Genomic DNA, 16,697 nt, shown 5'->3' with positions numbered 1-16,697 from the left:
GTGGCCGGCGTGACGGCGGTGAACTATCGGTCGGAGCCGACCGATTACCGCACCGAGAAGGGCTGTGCCTACAGTGAAGTGTTCGCCTGTGTGAAGACAGGTGATCAGCCGGTGACCCCGACGATTGCCGCGCATGTCGGAGATCCGGTTGTCATTCATGTCCTGGGCGCATTCAGTGAACAGGTGCAACTGTTCAGCGTCTCCGGCCATGAGTGGAAACATGAGCCGTACATCAACGGAGCAGACCTCGTGAGCACCATGGAATTCGGTGGGTCCGAAGTCTTCAATGCTTGGTTGAACGGCGGAGCGGGCGGACCGAACGGGATTCCCGGTGACTATCTCTGGCTCAACCAGCGTCCGGGCTATCTCGATGCCGGACATTGGGGCATGTTAAAAGTATTGGACCGAGACAGTCGTGCGATCCTTCCGCTGAGTGGGAAAGCCCCGGCTACACAACATGCCGAGGGTAAGTCCTCAGCAAAATCCCTCCCGGTGTCTATGAAGGCGAAGGCCAAGTAGAAGACCGACGAGGAGACGTAGTAGGCGGGGGAAGCCGGCTTGTGAGAGCCGGGTTCCCCCGTTCGTTTGTCGTCGGCAAACGATGTCTTGGACCAGGCTCAGCCATACGGTAAAAGAACTGATGGATCTGCGAGCAGTATCTAAATTGATCGGCGCATTCTTGGTGTGGCTGCTGTCGATGGCGGTCGGCAGTCTTCCGGAGGCGGCCACCGCGCTCGACTTTTCCGGTGATCGGATCGTCAAGCGAGGGAAGTCCGTGGTGACAGCGCATGTCAACGCCAAGGACGATCGCTGGCGATTTGAGTTTCTCATCCCTCAGCGAGGGGCCAGCGTGATCATCGTTCGAGTAGATCGCGGCATAGCCTGGTTGATCTTGTCCAAGCGACGGCTGTATGTGGAGGAGCCGATCACGGATGATTATCGGCTGGAGGTGAGCGAGAACATGCCCGGCGAAATCGCGCGCGAGTTGGTCGGAGACGAGATGCTTAATGGATATCCGACGGAGTTGTTCGAGGTGACAGTTGCAGGAGCAGGGGAAACTCGGCAATACTATCGGTGGGTGACCAAGGTTCAGCGGTTTCCGATGAAGACGGTGAGCAAGCAGGGGGAATGGTCGGAGGAGTTTCGCCGGTTGATCTTTACCGAACAGTCGCGATTTTTGTTCGAGCTGCCACAGAGATTGGATCCAGCCAATCCACCCGCAACCATGCAACCGACATCGAACAATGAGGGGTACAGGAGGGATTAAGATGAAACGAATCATGGTAACAGGGCTCGGTCTCGCGCTCTGTGCGGAGATGATCATAGCGGCGGGGCTCCAAACGGAGGTCTTGGCGTATGAGTCAGGCAGCGTGGTCAATGGAGCGACCGTGCAAGGCAAAATCACCTTCACGGGGCCTGTGCCTGAACCGAAAGTCTTCGAGCTGCGTCGCTACTATGACCGCGAGTATTGCGCGACTCTTTCAGACGGAAAAGGACATCGCCTTCTGAAGGAAGTCACTGTCGGCCAGGATGGCGGTCTGAAGGATGTGGTGGTCGTCATCCAGGGTGTCGAGAAAGGCAAGGCATTTACCGCCACCGATGCGGAGGTGGAAGCCAGTCTCTGTCAGTTTCTGCCGTTTGTCACCGTCGTCAGCGACAAGCGCCGGGTCACGGTCTTTAATCGAGATCCGGTGTCACACGATATTCAAGGTTATGCCTACGACCAGGCCGGCGTCGACATCGTCCTTCATCGACCGGCGTTGCATGTGAGCGGGACGACCGATGTGGTTCAACTGGTGAAGGGAAGGAAAATATTCACCATGCAGTGCGGCATGCACCCGTATATGCAGAACTGGGGTTATGCGATCGACAATCCCTATTATGCCGTGACGAGTCCCAATGGGGCATTTACCATCGGTGATCTTCCGGCAGGGACCTATCGACTCAAGGCGTGGCATCCGATTCTTGGCACCCAAGAGCGGGAGATTACAGTAAAGCCTCAGGAGGCTCTGACGCTCGATTTTCTATTCGAAGCGAACCAATTGGTTAAATAATGTCGAATAATGCCCCACGGTTGACAATGGCATTCCTCGGAGTCCTCTTCTGCGGGCTCTCGATGGCGAATGGGACTGCCTCGGCAGGGGCTGTACAGGAAGTCCAAGATCAAGGCAGAGCGATGGTCAGAGATGCAGAAGAGATGGTCATGCATGGCGGCATGGGCGACGGCCATGCCATCCTGCATCACTGTGCCGAAGTGGCGAAGCAAGCCCAGGCGATCCTCAAGGCCTTACCGACCAGAGATGAACATGGAAAAGAAGCCGTACCGTATTTGCAGGACGCGATCAAACATTGCACCAGAGTGGCGGAATTGGGAGACAAGGTTGACCCAGGCGCCAGTTTGAATCCGGCCGTGAAGGCTAGGGCTGCGGCCAAGGAGGCGATGAAACATCTCGCTGCCATGAAAGACGGCGGTGCGTAGCAGGCGTTGAAAAAGCACCGCGAGCTGCGTTCTCGCCTCGAATGCATCCTCAACCTAGCTCTGAAGCTACGCCTCCGGTGCTTTCATCGGCTGCGGCCTTGCTGGCAACGTTTTTGAACGCCTGCCTTAGTAAACTGCCTTATTCGAGTTACTGTTTGGGCATCAAGGGGCTGACTGCATTTTGATCCCGCCCGGGCTGGTAGGTTTCCAGCATTTTCCTGATTGTCGACATGACCTGCTCTTCAGCTGACCGAGGAACTTTGACTCGTATTCCCCGTCCTTCGTTTCGGCCCAGCGAGAAGATGTGGTGTTCAATGATTTCACTCTGTTTATCGTCTTTATAAGTAAAGATGAGTTCCTTCACAGGAAATCCTGAAAGAGACCTCTCCTGATCCGGTTGCCATCGGAGCGTGACCTGTTTCTTGCTATAAACATCCGTGATAATGCGATGGTGGGCTGAGGCGAATTCCTCAAGCGTCTGCCTGCCTTCCGGGCTGTTCCCGCTGAGCACATTCATATGGCCGGAAACTGCCACAAGACTCTGTTCAATCGGAGGGTGGAGCATCACGCCGACTCCGTCCGGCATGGGATTGCCGAGGCGCCAATCTTCCGGATAGCGAATCGAGAACCCGAATCGGGCGTTGGTGTAGAGTTTCCACCCTGCTTCATTGGTATGCTCTGGCGCACCGGCATACGTCGGCGAAAGGTTTGGAGCAAGACACAGCACAAGCACTGATACCACAACATACCGTCGAATCATGCATGTCCTCATGAGGCGGTCCGTTTCCTTTTCACTTACGGATCGATTTAGCACAACGAAATCCGATCGTCGCTGCACGCTGTTCAGGTGACGCGCCGCTTCTGGTTGCGTTTCGCAGCCAGGTCAGCGCGCGCTTCCCCAACCCTCTCTCCACGCGACTCTGTTGTCATGCTGGTTTACGGAATGGTGGAGAAGGTTTTATAGTCTTCCTGAGTTGAAGCAACCTCCGCGAGAAACAGCAATAGGGTAACATATCTTATACTGCGACAAATTGATGGTTGTTAAGGAAGGAGTTTGGCATGATTTGCTATCAGGTAATGGAAGCGTACAGGCTATGGTTATCTCTACTCAGTTTGTCGGTAGTCTCGACGGTCTTTGCTTTTCCAACTCATGCTGAAACCGTGTCGCCCACCCAGGATGCGTTTCTTCGCGCGAAACAAGTCACCGTCGGAATTCTGGCAGAGACCCAAGATCAACGAATGCCGGAGAAGCCAGGCAAGGTCGCCGTGCGAGGCACTGGATTCCATCTGCGAGACGGGTATGTAGTCACCGCCAGGCATGCCGCAGAGAAACATGATCCGACGACTGGTACCATCATTCAGAAACGAATCCGCATTCTGACGAATGATCTGCATGAACTTCCAGCCGATCTCGTCGGTGACAGTGCATTTATGGATGTTGTGCTCTATCGGGTGGCCGAACCGCATCGATCAAAACTGCAGGCAGGAACTTCATTTGTCACCGGAGACGTGGTGCCTGGGATGGAGGTCTTCACGGTCGGCTATCCGCTTGGGTGGGGGCCGACGATGGCCTTTGGCAGGCTTGGGAATACCAACACCTTTCTTCAAACGGTTGATACCCGCCTGATCCAGGCTGATCTCTCGGCCTGCAGCGGTAATTCAGGAGGAGGACTCTTTAACGGGCAGGGAGAGATTGTGGGAATCGTGCACGCGGTGATTCAGACAGATAAGGAAGAAACGCAGAGCTACTGTAGCCGTATGGCATTCGCGATTCCAGGTATTCTTGCTGAGCGGATCGTCAACGCGGCAGTCTCTGGAAAACCGCTTGCTTTCTCCAAGCTTGGCCTCCACCTGACTTCGGTCAAAGATGGCACGAGGCTGCGCGTGGCGGTGAAGGATGTCGCCGAGCCAGCCAAAGCGGCAGGCCTGCAGAAACACGATATCTTGCTCACCATTGAGGAGACGGAGATCCTTGATGCCGGCCAGTTAAAGAATTTCCTGATCGAACGGACGACACCGGGGCAGGAAGTGGCAATTAAGGTGCGCCGGGTAGACGCTGATCTGACGTTCCATGTGGTCCTGGGTGGTGGATAACGACTGTCTGTCCACATCTCTAACCTGGAATGCGGGGCCCAATTTGAACAGTCCTCGTTAGCGCAGTGATTGTCGGTTGCCCGCATTACACGGTTATTTCGCAGTGGGTGAAGACTATCACCGTCTCGGCATCTACACCGGTGCGATGTGTTTCAGGCCAATCCCCTCTGGAGTTTCCCGTCTTGCGGTGCGTAAGATAATTCATTCTTGGGTGGGCGCATCGATGAGAATCCGGACGATTCGAAATCGCATTGTGTGGGCCATCGTGCTGGTAGGCTGTATTCCATTGTTGATCGGCCTGATGTTGGCCTATGTGTCGGGGATGCGGTCACTTCGGGATGTCATTGGAGGGAATCTACAGGCTGTGGCTGTTCAAGCGGCTGATCGTGTGACGATGCTAGTTCAGAGCGAAGTGCAAGCAGTTCGTTTGCTCGGATCAACTCCACTCCGTGTTCGTCAACCTGTGGAATCCGCGAATCGTTCCTATCCCACCCAACAGCAGCAGGTGTCGATCGTCATTAAAGAACGGAATGAGAGGTGGCAGGGGAGTGCTGCAGGGGACAAGCCCGTGTTGGATTCAGAGCTGTCTCGATTTCTTCTCGAAACAAAGGTTCGAGGGGGAGATAAAGTCATCGGCTTGCTTGTCGTTGATCAGTATGGGGCACTTGTCGCGACGAGTTCAGATACGGACCATTTGTATTTCGGTGAGGAACCCTGGTGGAAAGCCATTATGACCGGAAATGGAGATCAGGTCTATGTCAGTGGTTTGGTCGCGGCGTATGAAGGATCATTTCGGACATCAGAAGAAACGATTGATATTGCCGTTCCTATTTTGGATGAGAGGCAACGACTGGTGATCGGTGCTGTGAAAGCCTCCTATCGGTTTGATACGCTCTTTGCCATGATCAAAGAAATTCGTATCGGCCAGACTGGTCACGCGATGCTATTCGACGATGCAGGCAATCCGCTTGTCTGTCCGATCCTGCCGCGCCAGGCGCATCGAATCCCTGGCCAGCTGATGGCGATGATCGTGTCATCAGAGCCCGGGTGGGGGATTGCAGAAGATGATGGACATGGTGCAGTCGACACTGTTGTGGGTTTTGCTCCTGTCTCTCAGCTTAGAGTACCGGATAATCCGTGGCACGTGTTTGTTCGGCAATTGCCTGCGGAAAGTTATGCACCGATTCGCGATCAGTTGAGGAATCTTGCATTGATAGGCCTGGTGATGCTCGGGCTTCTTTGGGCGATCGGGCAGTATGTCGCCGCACGGATTGCCCGTCCGATTCAGCTGTTGCAGGCCGGTGTTGAAGCCATCAGTAAGGGAACGTACGACCTTCCGCTTCATATTCAGACAGGAGACGAGTTTGAGGAACTGGCCGCTGCGGTCCACCGGATGGCTGATCGTTTGCAAACATCGCGTGCCGAACTTGAGGGGCTTAATCGAGGTCTGGCCCGTCGGGTGGAAGAAAAAACACAAGAGATTACCCGCCATATGCAAAGTCTGGAGTTAGCTCAAAGGTTGGCGACGCTGGGAAAAGTGGCGAGTGGGATCGCACACGAGGTCAATAATCCTCTCGGCATCATTTTGAATCGTATTGAATGCATGGAGGCTGACGAGGCGTGGTCGCGGGTCCCGACCGAAGTGCGACGGGATCTGCTTGCAGTCAAAACTCAGGCGGAGCGTATTTCACGCGTCACGAAGGGTATTCTGGCATTCTCACGAGGATCGGTCTCAACCCTTAAGCCGGTTGATCTCAATTGTGTTGTGCATTCGTGTGTTGCCATTGCTGGCGAACGAGTTTCGGCTCTTTCCGTGGGGCTTCAATCTGAGCTTGCTCCCTTACTTCCGGCTGTCATGGGCGATCGGGATCGATTGGAGACGGTCATTCTCAACTTACTCAACAACGCGATTGATGCGGTAAGTTCCTTGGGGAGGGATGGTCTCGTAACGGTTCGAACGAGACCCATGCAGATGGATGGAAGGTTTGGAGTCGAACTGACAGTGTCCGACAACGGCCCTGGTATTGCGAGCGACATCAAGGCGCGGGTCTTTGATCCATTTTTCAGTACCAAGCCGGCGGGACAGGGAACCGGGTTGGGGTTATTTTTGGCCTACGGGATCGTCACAGATCATCGGGGGCGAATTGAGGTTAAGAGCGGAGAGACCGGCGCGTTGTTCTCTGTGACCTTACCGGCGGTCGGATGCGACGTGTCGATCAAAGAAGGGGAAATATGGGAATCGCAGGGAAAGTTCTCATAGTCGATGATGAGCGCGAGGCATTGGAGAACTGTCGGCGAATTTTGAGCCGAGTGCCGTACGACTGCGTGGTAGCTTCAGATCCGGTGGACGCGATTGAGATGATGGAGCGTGAACGGCCTGGTCTTGTACTGACAGATCTGCGCATGCCCAAGCTGGACGGCATCGAAGTATTAGCTGCTGCTAAACGGCTGGATCCGGCCGTCCTCGTGGTCCTGTTGACGGCGCATGCAACGGTCGATACAGCTGTCACGGCCATGAGGTATGGGGCGTTTGATTACATCACGAAGCCCTTTACCAGCGACGAACTGGTGCAAGTGGCAAGGCGGGCGTTTGAATCCAGGGTGCCTGGCGTAGCTGCAGGTGTAGGGATCGGCACAGCACGGGAACACTTGTCCTCACGTTCGTCGAACGAAGTGACGAGGCTTGTGGGTAACAGCGCTCCGATCGGGGAGGTGGTGGCGATGGTCCACAAAGTGGCACCGACCGATTCGAACGTTCTCATTTACGGTGAAAGTGGGACAGGAAAAGAAATGGTCGCCAGAATGATTCATGAATTGAGTCCTCGTGGAGACCGACAGTTTATCACTGTGGACTGTGTGTCGCTGACGGACTCGTTGTTGGAGACTGAACTCTTTGGCCATGAACGGGGTGCCTTTACTGGTGCCCACGCCGCAAAGGCCGGTCTATTTGAAGCAGCAGACGGCGGCACAATTTTCCTCGATGAGGTAAGTGGAATGACCACCAATCTCCAAGCGAGGCTGCTCCGTGTTCTGCAGGAAAGGCATGTGCGGCGGGTTGGTGGGACCCGGTTCACGCCGCTGAATGTCCGTGTCATTGCGGCTTCCAATCAGGATCTTGAGGAACTATGTCGTGGAGGGACCTTTCGCGAGGATCTGTATTACCGTCTGAACGTTATTGCCCTGACTCTTCCCCCGCTCAGGATGCGGGGAGGGGATATCCTTCTCCTCGCGAATGAGTTCTTGACGCGGTTTGCACAGCGGGTTCGATGTGATGTCACTATGGCTCCGACAATCGACCCATCTGCTGCCGAATTGCTGATTCGATACTCATGGCCTGGTAATGTCAGGGAGCTGCAAAACGTGATGGAGCGAGCCGCTGTGCTGGTCGAGGGATCCACTGTGACGAGTACTCATCTGCCAGAACGCTTCCGTATACTGACCGAGAGAGATTCTGTTCAACCAGAATCTGGCTCGTACAAATTGGCCAAGCAGCAGGCGGTGGAGTCGTTCGAGAGGGGCTTCTTGATCGACCTTCTCAAACGAAACGACGGGCATATGGGGCGGGCTGCCCGAGAGGCTGGAGTGGATCGTAAGACCATTGAGCGGATGGTCAAGAAACACGGTCTGCGTGGTTCATTCTGACCAGGCAAACGCCTATCCGGAGGCCTCCAGTCAGAATCCATTGCACTTGGGTTATTGGTAGCTGAAAAGTTGTTGGAAATGCTGTTGCCGACATTGTTTCGCCGATGTTGCGCAAGTGTCCTCCAGGGCACTACATGATTCTGAGCCTAATCGCCTGCTTCAAAATGGGGCGTCTACTCCCCATTTGCCTGTCATTTTAGACCGCTGACAAAATACCTTGTCTATCGATAGTTTGTGCTCATCTATGAGAACCGTATGGGGCGTACGTGCCCCATATGGTTTCTGTGTCACAAAGCGGCTCTACGAAAAAATCACAGAAAGTAGATCTACATGGTCCACGATTTTCTGGAACAGGAGTTGCTCTCTTGAGCGCACTAGCTAGCTCGATTCGTGCGCCCAATGGAGAATCTAACTTGTCTGGTAGGGAAGTGGGAACGCAAGGACCGACCTCCTCAAGTACCCTCCGGTTATCATCGGGCCCTACCAGACTTTAACACTGTGTGTGAAATGGTGTAAGTGACGAACTAGAGATCAGGATTTAGAAGGAGGGAGAGCAACGTATGATTGTTTCTACAAAATGGACGAGGCCGGGAATCTGGGGATTCGCTGCCAGCCTGATTTTGGCTGGGGCGTTGCCGGCTAGTGCGATCATGTCGCACGATGCCCATATTGCCCAGGATACGAAGCAGGATCTGGCAAAGCCGGTCCATGCGCAAGCTGGTCCAGCTTTGATGGACAAGATGTCCAAAGCCGTTGACCAAATCGAACGGCAGGTTCACAGCAAAGGACCGTTCCAAGGTGCCAGTGCCCACGCGATGCAGCAGGGTGTGCTCCTTGTTGCGGATGACATGGATAAGGTGAAGGTGACACAGGGTGGACGATGCCCAGCCAGTGCACCTGTTCGAGCCTATGATGTGACGGCGATGAACGTTGAAATCACCGTCAATCGGTTCGGAGACTTTTATCCTGGCTTCATGTACGCCCTGACTGAGAATGTCGCGGGGGTGCGTGAGGAAGAGACGAAAAATAAGGCGGCGCGGGAGAGCGAGGATCAGACCTTTGCCGGTGGTGCTGTGTCGAACGGCCTACAGGGTGATTTGATTCAGCCGCTGGTCATTCGGGCCAACCAGGGCGACTGTTTGCGGATTACCCTTCGCAATCAGATTGAGGGTGAGCCGACGAACATGATCATCAATGGCTCGCAGATGCTGGTGGCCGGCAGCGGCAAGCCGGCGACAGCCAATAATCCAGAGGCGTTGGTGGCCTCAGGTAAGGCTGGTGAATTTGAGTGGTACATCCAGCCTGATACGCAAGAGGGCGGGCACGCGTTCCATAGCCATGCCTCGAGAGATCAGTACTCGCTCGGTTTGTTGGGGTCGCTTGTTGTGGAACCACGCGGCTCTCGTTTCTTGAGCCCCTTCACCGGCGAGGAAATGAAGAGCGGATGGGAAGCCATCATCGATAAGGAGAAGGGATCGGATTTCCGGGAATTCGTGATTTTCTATCATGAGGCCGGTGACGAGACATTCCGGCTCTTGAATCGCAAGGGCGACATGCTCCCGCAGCGCGATGCCCATACCGATACCTATCGGCCGGCCGCTCGGTTGCTCAACTATCGCAGCGAGCCACATGGGACGCGATTGGAGATGCAAGAGCATCTCGTAGGATTTGCCGATGAATCGCAAGGCTATGGGTCCTATACGTTCGGTGACCCGGCGACCACGATCCCACGTTCGTACTTGGGCGATCCTGCGACCTTCCGCATGATCGGTGGGTCAGAAATCGTCCATTCGCACCACTTGCATGGTGGGTCGATTCGTTGGGCCAGACAGCCTGGAACCAGCAAGCTGGACCCGACGTTGTCGAAGAATGGTCCGGTCAAGTTTCCTCTGATCAACGATACCTCTGATCGTTTGGATGTGCAGTCCATCGGGCCGTCCGAGATCTATGATGAAGTGATCGAAGGTGGATCCGGCGGGTTGCAAGCGCTGGCCGGCGAATTCGTATTCCATTGCCATATCCCGCAGCACTACGTGACGGGTATGTGGGGGTTCTGGCGGGTCTATAACACGTTGCAGGCTCCCGGGTTCCAGACCGATGTGATGAAGCCGCTGGCAGAACTGCCGGATCGAAAGGGCAAGATCAAGCAGGCGGTCAGCTCCGATAAGTTGGTCGGCACCACGGTCGACTGGTACGGCGGGAAGAAGTGGGAAATCACGAAGGATAAGACGGATTGGAAAGCCAATCCTGTTAAGGTTTCTATCAAGGATTGGGTTGAGTACATGCTTCCGCCTCAGGGATTGCCTGGGAAGACGGAAGATCAGGTGAAGCAAGCACAGGCGAACGATCCGACGGTGGTGAATTGGAAGTGGGAGGGCGCCTTGGCTCTCAATGAGCCGGAAACTCCTCACAAGTGGGCGGACTATGTGTCGCCCACGCCGTTAAAGCGGCCTCCGATCACGTTTGATCCACAGACCGGCAAGCTGGCGTTCCCGTGGTTGCGTCCGCACCTCGGAAAGCGTCCGCCTTTTGCCCCGAACCATGGTGGGGCTCCCTGGTTGGAGCCGTTCCGTGTTCGCGAGGATGGGACAAGGGACACTGAGCCACCGAAGCCCGGTGCGCAAGGTCCGTGGAGCTTGTGCCCGGAGAATGCTCCTCGGAAGTTCTTTACGATCCATTCGATCACCTTGCCGGTGACCCTGAAGCCGGCGACGGCAAAGACGGCGGCACTCGTCGATCCGATCGCCATGCTCTATGTGTTGCACGAAGAGGAAGCAGAAGTTCGCAGCAACCCAAAGAAGCAAGTACCGTTGGTCATTCGCGGTAACGTCTACGATTGTGTGGACGTCATCTTCAAAAATGAAATTCCGGACGATGCGCGGACCGGTTGGTCGAATAAGATCAACCTTCACCCGCACTTCTTCCAGTTCGATACGAGCGCGTCGGATGGTCCAACCATCGGTTTCTCGTATGACATGTCTCTCAGGGCCTTCACGATGCTGAAGGACCCACAGCCGGAGAAGGGTATGCCGTTGCCGGGTAACACGGTTCTGACGGCAGATACCAAGGCCGGTTCACGGAGTATTACCGTTGCCGATACCTCGAAGTTCCATGTCAATACGGAACTTGGAGTCGGCATGGACGATCCGAAGTACTTCGAAGTGGCTCGGATCAAGGCCATCAACGGGAAGACCATCACGTTTGATGCGCCCTTGAAGCATGCGCATAAGAAGAACGATATCGCCAGCGTGGAATTCATTCGTGAGCGCTGGTATGTGGATGTGGATCTCGGAACGGTGTATTGGCATGATCACGTGTTCGGCACGGACACGTGGGGTCACGGGCTCTTCTCAGCGTTCATCACGGAGCCTCCACGGTCGACCTATCATGATCCGGTCAGCGGCAAAGAGATCCGGAGTGGTCCTGTCGCGGATATCCATACGTTGGAGCCGGTCTCGGCCCATATTCGTGGAAGTTTCCGCGAAGTCATGATGCACATCATGGACAGCAATGCCAGAACGGCGGAACTGATTACGACCGATAATCCGCAGGCGAAAGTCGGAGCGGTCACGGTGGACGGGCCACCGTCACACCAATTCCCGGAGAAGATCAACAAGTCTCCGATGTGGTTCTTGAACGGTGGTGAAGCCACGACCGGCAGCGGCTACGGTATGCGTGTTGAGCCGTTGAGCGTGCGTCTCGCCAACAATCCGGATCCGTCGAAGCTGTTCGTTTCCGGAATCCATGGCGATCCAGGTACTCCGTTACTACGGGCGTATCTCGGAGACCCGATTCTTGTCCGGGCCCTGGTCGGCTCGGCCAATGAAGTTCATACGTGGCATGTCACCGGGCATTGGTTCCCGATGGAACGGTATGCCAAGGACGCCATGCCCCGTAGCACCGTCCACCTTGTGATCGGTGAACGGTATGATCCGGCAATTCCAGCGGCCGGTGGACCGCAGAAGCAGGCGGGCGATTACCTCTACTACAGTGGTCGCGCCTCGCACTTTGCGGAAGGGAGCTGGGGTATTTTCCGCGTATTTGATGAACTGCAAGGCGATTTGAAGCCGTTGCCTGGGCGTGAGCAGATTCAGAAGTCTGCCCCGTCTGTGTGCCCGGCTGATGCGCCGGTGAAGACGTTCAACGTGTCGGCGGTCGATCAACAGATCCGGTACCATGATGGAGCACCGGGTGTCATGGAAGTCGACCTCGAACGGAAGATGGTCTTCGGCAATGAGCAGGGCAAGATGTATGTCCTCGATGGTGATCGTGGTCGGGTCAAGGCCGGTGAGTTGAAGCCGAGTCCTCTGACGCTGCACGTCAACGTCGGTGATTGCGTGAAGGTCAATCTGAAGAACGAAATGGCCAAGGATCGGGCCGGGTTCCACGTCGATATGATGGCGTTTGACCCGAAGGACTCGTTCGGTGCCAACGTCGGAAACAATCCGGGCGACCAAACGGTTGCGCCGGGTCAGAGCAAAACCTACACCTATTACGCCCATCCGGAGTACGGGGAGTTGGCCGCGCTCATTCAGGATTGGGGTAATGTGGTGGAAAACCCGCGCAACGGGTTGTTCGGCTCCATCATTGTCGGTCCGAAGGGGTCACGGTATCGTGATCCTGTGACCGGTGAAGATGTGACGATGAAGAGCAGCTGGCGAACGGATGTGCTCGTTGACCGGACCATTTCAGGGAACGAGAATCGGAAGAATTACCGAGACTTCTCCTTGATGTTCCAGGACGAGGATAACATCGTCGGGGTCAGCTTCATGCCGTACATTCAGCAGGTGGCTGGTATTACGGCGGTGAACTACCGTTCGGAACCGACCGCATGGCGGATGGAAAAGGGTTGCGATATCCCTGAGGTCTTTGCTTGCGTGAAGGCCGGGGAGACGCCATCGACGCCGTTGCTCCAGGCTCATGTCGGTGATCCAGTGGCGGTTCACGTCCTGGGCGCCTTCAGCGAGCAGGTGCAGCTGTTCACGATCGACGGCCATGAGTGGCCGCACGAGCCGTACATGCAGGGTGCCGATCAGGTCAGCACCATGGAGTTTGGCGGGTCGGAGATCATCAATGCCCACTTAACCGGTGGCGCGGGTGGTCCTAACCGGATCGTCGGTGACTACATCTGGAAGAATCAGCGTCCGGCCTACGCCAACGCTGGGCAGTGGGGTCTCTTCCGGGTGCTTCCGACGGATGATCAACGGATTAAGCCGTTGACGCCGCAGGTGCCTCCAACCAAGACGGCAAAGCAGGCTGGGAAGGCAAAAGCCTCTCCCGCTTCGCTGAGCGTCAAGTAGGATAAGTCCGGTGGCGTACCCGCTTGTGAGCGGGTACGCCGCTCCTACCGTACAGTCTCCTCAACTTTCTCTGTCGAGACCGTGTTCTCCTCAAGCATTCTTCCAACGCGTTCAGTTACAATGACCTATCTCACTCAGGTCTCATGTTTTGATGAGGAGTAGCCTATGGCCGTGTTACCTGTTCTGATCGTCTTCATGCTCACGGTTGCGGTCGGTGAGTCAGCAGTGACGAACGTCTTTGCTGACGCTGTGCCGGTGGTATCCGTGAGCCGGGTTGAAGTCGTGCTTGCCTATCAGTATCGGACTCGAGAGGCAGAAATAAAAAAGGATTTTGCCCAAGCGGGTCTGACGAATGTGCACGTCCAGTATGCCAGGATGGGTCAGCCGCCACAGAACATCGGGATGGGCCGAGACGTGCCGGCCGATAAGGCCAGGGAGGCGATTCGTCTGGCCGTGAAATACAATCTTGGTGTCGGTATTTTACTCCCTGAACGATTGTTTCCTCCTCGGTTCATCACGATTGCGTCGTCCAACTATGATGACACCGTGGAATATCTCATTACGCAAGACACGCTTTCAAAACTTCAAGATCCTGCGTTAAGCACGGAGGCGTTTCACCGACTCTATCGAGATCTCACGTCGGCTGTGATCGATCCAAAAGCTCCGAAAGCACGGTACTGAGTGGTGATTGTGAATGGTATTGCCGGGAAGGCGTCTGGCCGGCGAAGGAACCTCATTGCGGCTATGCCGTGAGGGAGTATTGCCTCACGCGAGCTCACCAGTGAGCTGGGATGGTCGTGCTGTGCAATTACTCCAACCATGTGTCGCCGCGATCCCACTCCCGTCCACCAAACTCTGTCCTTGGAATGACCCCTACAGCGTAGCCGTCTGATTGGTTCAGAGGATAGCGTGGATTGATGCAGTGGATACTCATGAGATTGTGACCCTGTGCCGTAACGCTGGTTGAGGTCTGGATGGAGGAGAGACGATGAAAATCGCAGTTCTTGGCGCGTCGGCTGGGATAGGACTTCAGTGTGTACGGCTTGCCTTGCAGAAGGGGCACGAGGTTGTGGCCCTTTCACGTCGGGTTGTGCCGCTTCCAGATCACGCTCAACTGATACGGGTGCAGGGGAGCGCGACGGACGCAAGAGCGGTGCGAAGTGCGGTGGAGGGAGCCGAGGCTGTGTTGGTGACACTCGGTGTGAAGAGTCCTCTGCCGACTACCGTGTTCTCAGACTCTTCCCGTATCCTGCTGCAAGTGCTCAATGAAATCGGCTCCTTGCCGACGCTGATCGTCCTCACTGGTTTTGGAACAGGCGACAGTTGGAGCTACAATTCATTTCCCATGAGACTTCTCTTTTCGCTGCTCCTCAAGCAGGTTTATGCGGACAAGCGCGTGCAGGAACAGCTGATTGCCGCCGGATATCCACGCTGGGAAATGGTTCGGCCAGGGCGGCTCACCAACGGAAGCATGACCGGGCGCTATCGTGTTCTCGATGCACTGGTAGAAGGCATGAAGGTGGGCGCTATTGCCCGTGCCGATGTCGCCCAGTTTCTGGTGGCTCAGGCTGAGCACCCGACCTACCTCGGCAAGTATCCGGCCTTGACGTACTAATCCGCAGTGGCGTGTCTCGTGAAGCGTGCCTCGATCAACTGTTTCGAGTTTCTGGTTTCACGGTTCAAGTTTTCTGACAACCTGAAACCTTAAACGTGAAACTCAAAAGCGGAGGGACGAACACCGTACCTCCATCGACTGAGTGCAGCGCGGTGTAGGAGAAATGCCCGTGAAGAATGCGCGTTAGGAGAAGTGAGTCACGGAGGTCCGTTGTGGAACGATCCGCCCTTCTTCGAGATCTTGCAGATCAGACCATGCGGTCAGATCGGTGCGTAATGGGTCGATGGAATCAAGGTATTTTTTGAACTTCGCCGCACTTTCCGGAGAACTCGGTCCCCGTAACAACAGCCGCTGATTCCAGTCTTCTAACTCTGCCGGCTGATGGGCTTGGGCGTGCTGCTGAAACCACGCCAGGACCCGCTCGTCCGTCGCATTGGCCTTCACGGCGGCCGTAAATTGGTCGCTGGTGATCCCGGCGAACTCCAACAGCCGTTCATCCATCGGGCAGGGATAGAGATACTCACCCTCCGTCCCGGCCAGGACGGCTCGGCACTTGTCGATCATGCGCGCGAGATGGGCATATCCCCCCAGCCTCACCTTCATGCTGCGGGGGAACTCTGTTCGCAAGTCCATCGTTAGAGCAGGCTGTGGTTCGTGAAGTTCAGATATTTCACGACAACCTGCTTACCTTCATAGGTGATGATCCGCCTGGTGGCCGGCAGGTCACAGGCTCCGATCCGGATGTGGGTGTCGGTGAAGCTCTCCACATTGGTCAACGTCCCGTCTGTCGGCGAATAGTAATAGACGGTGTATTTGGTCGTGAGGTTCTTCTGGTCCTTGGTCACGGCACTTTCTTCCACATTGATGGTAAAGGCGAACGGATTCATGCCGGGATGGGCCATCTTACGGTTGATTTGGGTGATGCGGTTGTCCTTGAGTCGATAGTAGGAATTGGACCCATGGATCGTGAGCTTGACTCCCAACGGATGACCATCCTCTTCCATGGTCAGGGTATATTTGCCGTCTGATTCGTCGAAGCCCCGCGGACCACGATGGACGGCGATCATGCCCAGCTGTTCCTGTGCCCACTTTTGAATGTCGCCATTGCTGAGCTGAACGGACACTTCACGAGGGCTTTTCACGAGGACAGACCCGCTGGTTTCATTGCCGTTCACGTTCACGGTGAGGTCGGCGGTAAATCCTTGGAAGTCCTTGGGCCAGCGTGCGGTCGCTTCAAAGGCGCGACGAAGAAGGTCCCGAGCTCGCGGGTCATCCGCGACGGTTGATGGGGCAGGCTGATGTTCCATAGTCAAACTCCTCTCAGAATAGATGGCGGGATCGTGTCGACCAGTTATACCGGTTGGTGGCCGTCTTCCTCAAGGGCCTTGTGTCTGTTCACCGGGGACGTTGTTTGAGATTCACAATACACCATCAATTCTGGTATACTCCCTTAATTTCCTTAGGCTTGGGTGTTCAAGAATCTGGAACCTAACCGACCATCGGGTGTTGACCAGAGAGGATGGGCATGGAACGACGAGCTGCTTCGCATACCGAAGAAGAAGAGATG

At 55.5% G+C, this 16,697-nt stretch carries 12 protein-coding genes and 1 pseudogene; 10 read left to right on the top strand and 3 right to left on the bottom strand.

Translation table 11 applies throughout. The features are described from left to right. From ACMTNU_RS18190 to ACMTNU_RS18175, 4 genes and pseudogenes are all read left to right on the top strand, one after another. Window positions 1–519, top strand: a pseudogene (locus ACMTNU_RS18190) (hypothetical protein); the annotation flags it as partial. Between the two features lie 121 nt (window positions 520–640). Beyond that, a complete protein-coding gene (locus ACMTNU_RS18185; protein ID WP_413936719.1) occupies window positions 641–1,267 on the top strand; it encodes a hypothetical protein in 627 nt (208 codons plus the stop codon). Between the two features lies 1 nt (window position 1,268). Further along, window positions 1,269–2,054 carry a carboxypeptidase regulatory-like domain-containing protein gene (locus ACMTNU_RS18180; protein ID WP_413936718.1) on the top strand — a complete coding sequence of 262 codons (786 nt, stop codon included), beginning with the start codon at window positions 1,269–1,271 and terminating at the stop codon, window positions 2,052–2,054. Between the two features lie 26 nt (window positions 2,055–2,080). Next, window positions 2,081–2,479, top strand: coding sequence for a hypothetical protein (locus ACMTNU_RS18175; protein WP_413936717.1), 399 nt, complete (start codon window positions 2,081–2,083; stop codon window positions 2,477–2,479). A 148-nt stretch (window positions 2,480–2,627) separates the two neighbouring features. On the opposite strand, the gene ACMTNU_RS18170 is transcribed toward ACMTNU_RS18175, so the two are convergent. Then, window positions 2,628–3,239: a hypothetical protein gene (locus ACMTNU_RS18170; protein ID WP_413936716.1), complete on the bottom strand. Its 612-nt coding sequence runs from the start codon at window positions 3,237–3,239 to the stop codon at window positions 2,628–2,630. Between the two features lie 299 nt (window positions 3,240–3,538). Between ACMTNU_RS18170 and ACMTNU_RS18165 the strand changes: the two genes are divergently transcribed. From ACMTNU_RS18165 to ACMTNU_RS18140, 6 genes are all read left to right on the top strand, one after another. After that, entirely contained in the window at window positions 3,539–4,573 is a 1,035-nt protein-coding gene (locus ACMTNU_RS18165) for a S1C family serine protease (protein WP_413936715.1), read from the top strand. A 223-nt stretch (window positions 4,574–4,796) separates the two neighbouring features. After that, window positions 4,797–6,833, top strand: coding sequence for a sensor histidine kinase (locus tag ACMTNU_RS18160; RefSeq protein WP_413936714.1), 2,037 nt, complete (start codon window positions 4,797–4,799; stop codon window positions 6,831–6,833). Then, window positions 6,806–8,215, top strand: a complete 1,410-nt coding sequence (locus ACMTNU_RS18155; protein ID WP_413936713.1) for a sigma-54-dependent transcriptional regulator — start codon at window positions 6,806–6,808, stop codon at window positions 8,213–8,215. Before ACMTNU_RS18160 ends, ACMTNU_RS18155 begins: the two co-directional genes overlap by 28 nt. A gap of 560 nt (window positions 8,216–8,775) precedes the next feature. Continuing rightward, window positions 8,776–13,515: a multicopper oxidase domain-containing protein gene (locus ACMTNU_RS18150; protein WP_413936712.1), complete on the top strand. Its 4,740-nt coding sequence runs from the start codon at window positions 8,776–8,778 to the stop codon at window positions 13,513–13,515. Window positions 13,516–13,680: 165 nt separating this feature from the next. Then, the gene (locus ACMTNU_RS18145) at window positions 13,681–14,196 is read left to right on the top strand and encodes a hypothetical protein (RefSeq protein ID WP_413936711.1); all 516 of its coding nucleotides are present in this window, start codon (window positions 13,681–13,683) and stop codon (window positions 14,194–14,196) included. Window positions 14,197–14,503: 307 nt separating this feature from the next. Then, window positions 14,504–15,130 carry an NAD(P)-dependent oxidoreductase gene (locus tag ACMTNU_RS18140; protein WP_413936710.1) on the top strand — a complete coding sequence of 209 codons (627 nt, stop codon included), beginning with the start codon at window positions 14,504–14,506 and terminating at the stop codon, window positions 15,128–15,130. Window positions 15,131–15,313: 183 nt separating this feature from the next. On the opposite strand, the gene ACMTNU_RS18135 is transcribed toward ACMTNU_RS18140, so the two are convergent. Further along, window positions 15,314–15,763, bottom strand: coding sequence for a DUF5069 domain-containing protein (locus ACMTNU_RS18135; RefSeq protein WP_413936709.1), 450 nt, complete (start codon window positions 15,761–15,763; stop codon window positions 15,314–15,316). A gap of 2 nt (window positions 15,764–15,765) precedes the next feature. Beyond that, window positions 15,766–16,437 carry a DUF3386 family protein gene (locus ACMTNU_RS18130; RefSeq protein WP_413936708.1) on the bottom strand — a complete coding sequence of 224 codons (672 nt, stop codon included), beginning with the start codon at window positions 16,435–16,437 and terminating at the stop codon, window positions 15,766–15,768. Window positions 16,438–16,697: the final 260 nt, after the last annotated feature.

Origin of the sequence: Nitrospira sp. BLG_1 (assembly GCF_047338595.1) — a bacterium.
GTDB lineage: Bacteria > Nitrospirota > Nitrospiria > Nitrospirales > Nitrospiraceae > Nitrospira_D.
Note: the sequence above shows the minus strand (reverse complement) of the source record. Positions and strands in the feature narration are given on the sequence as shown.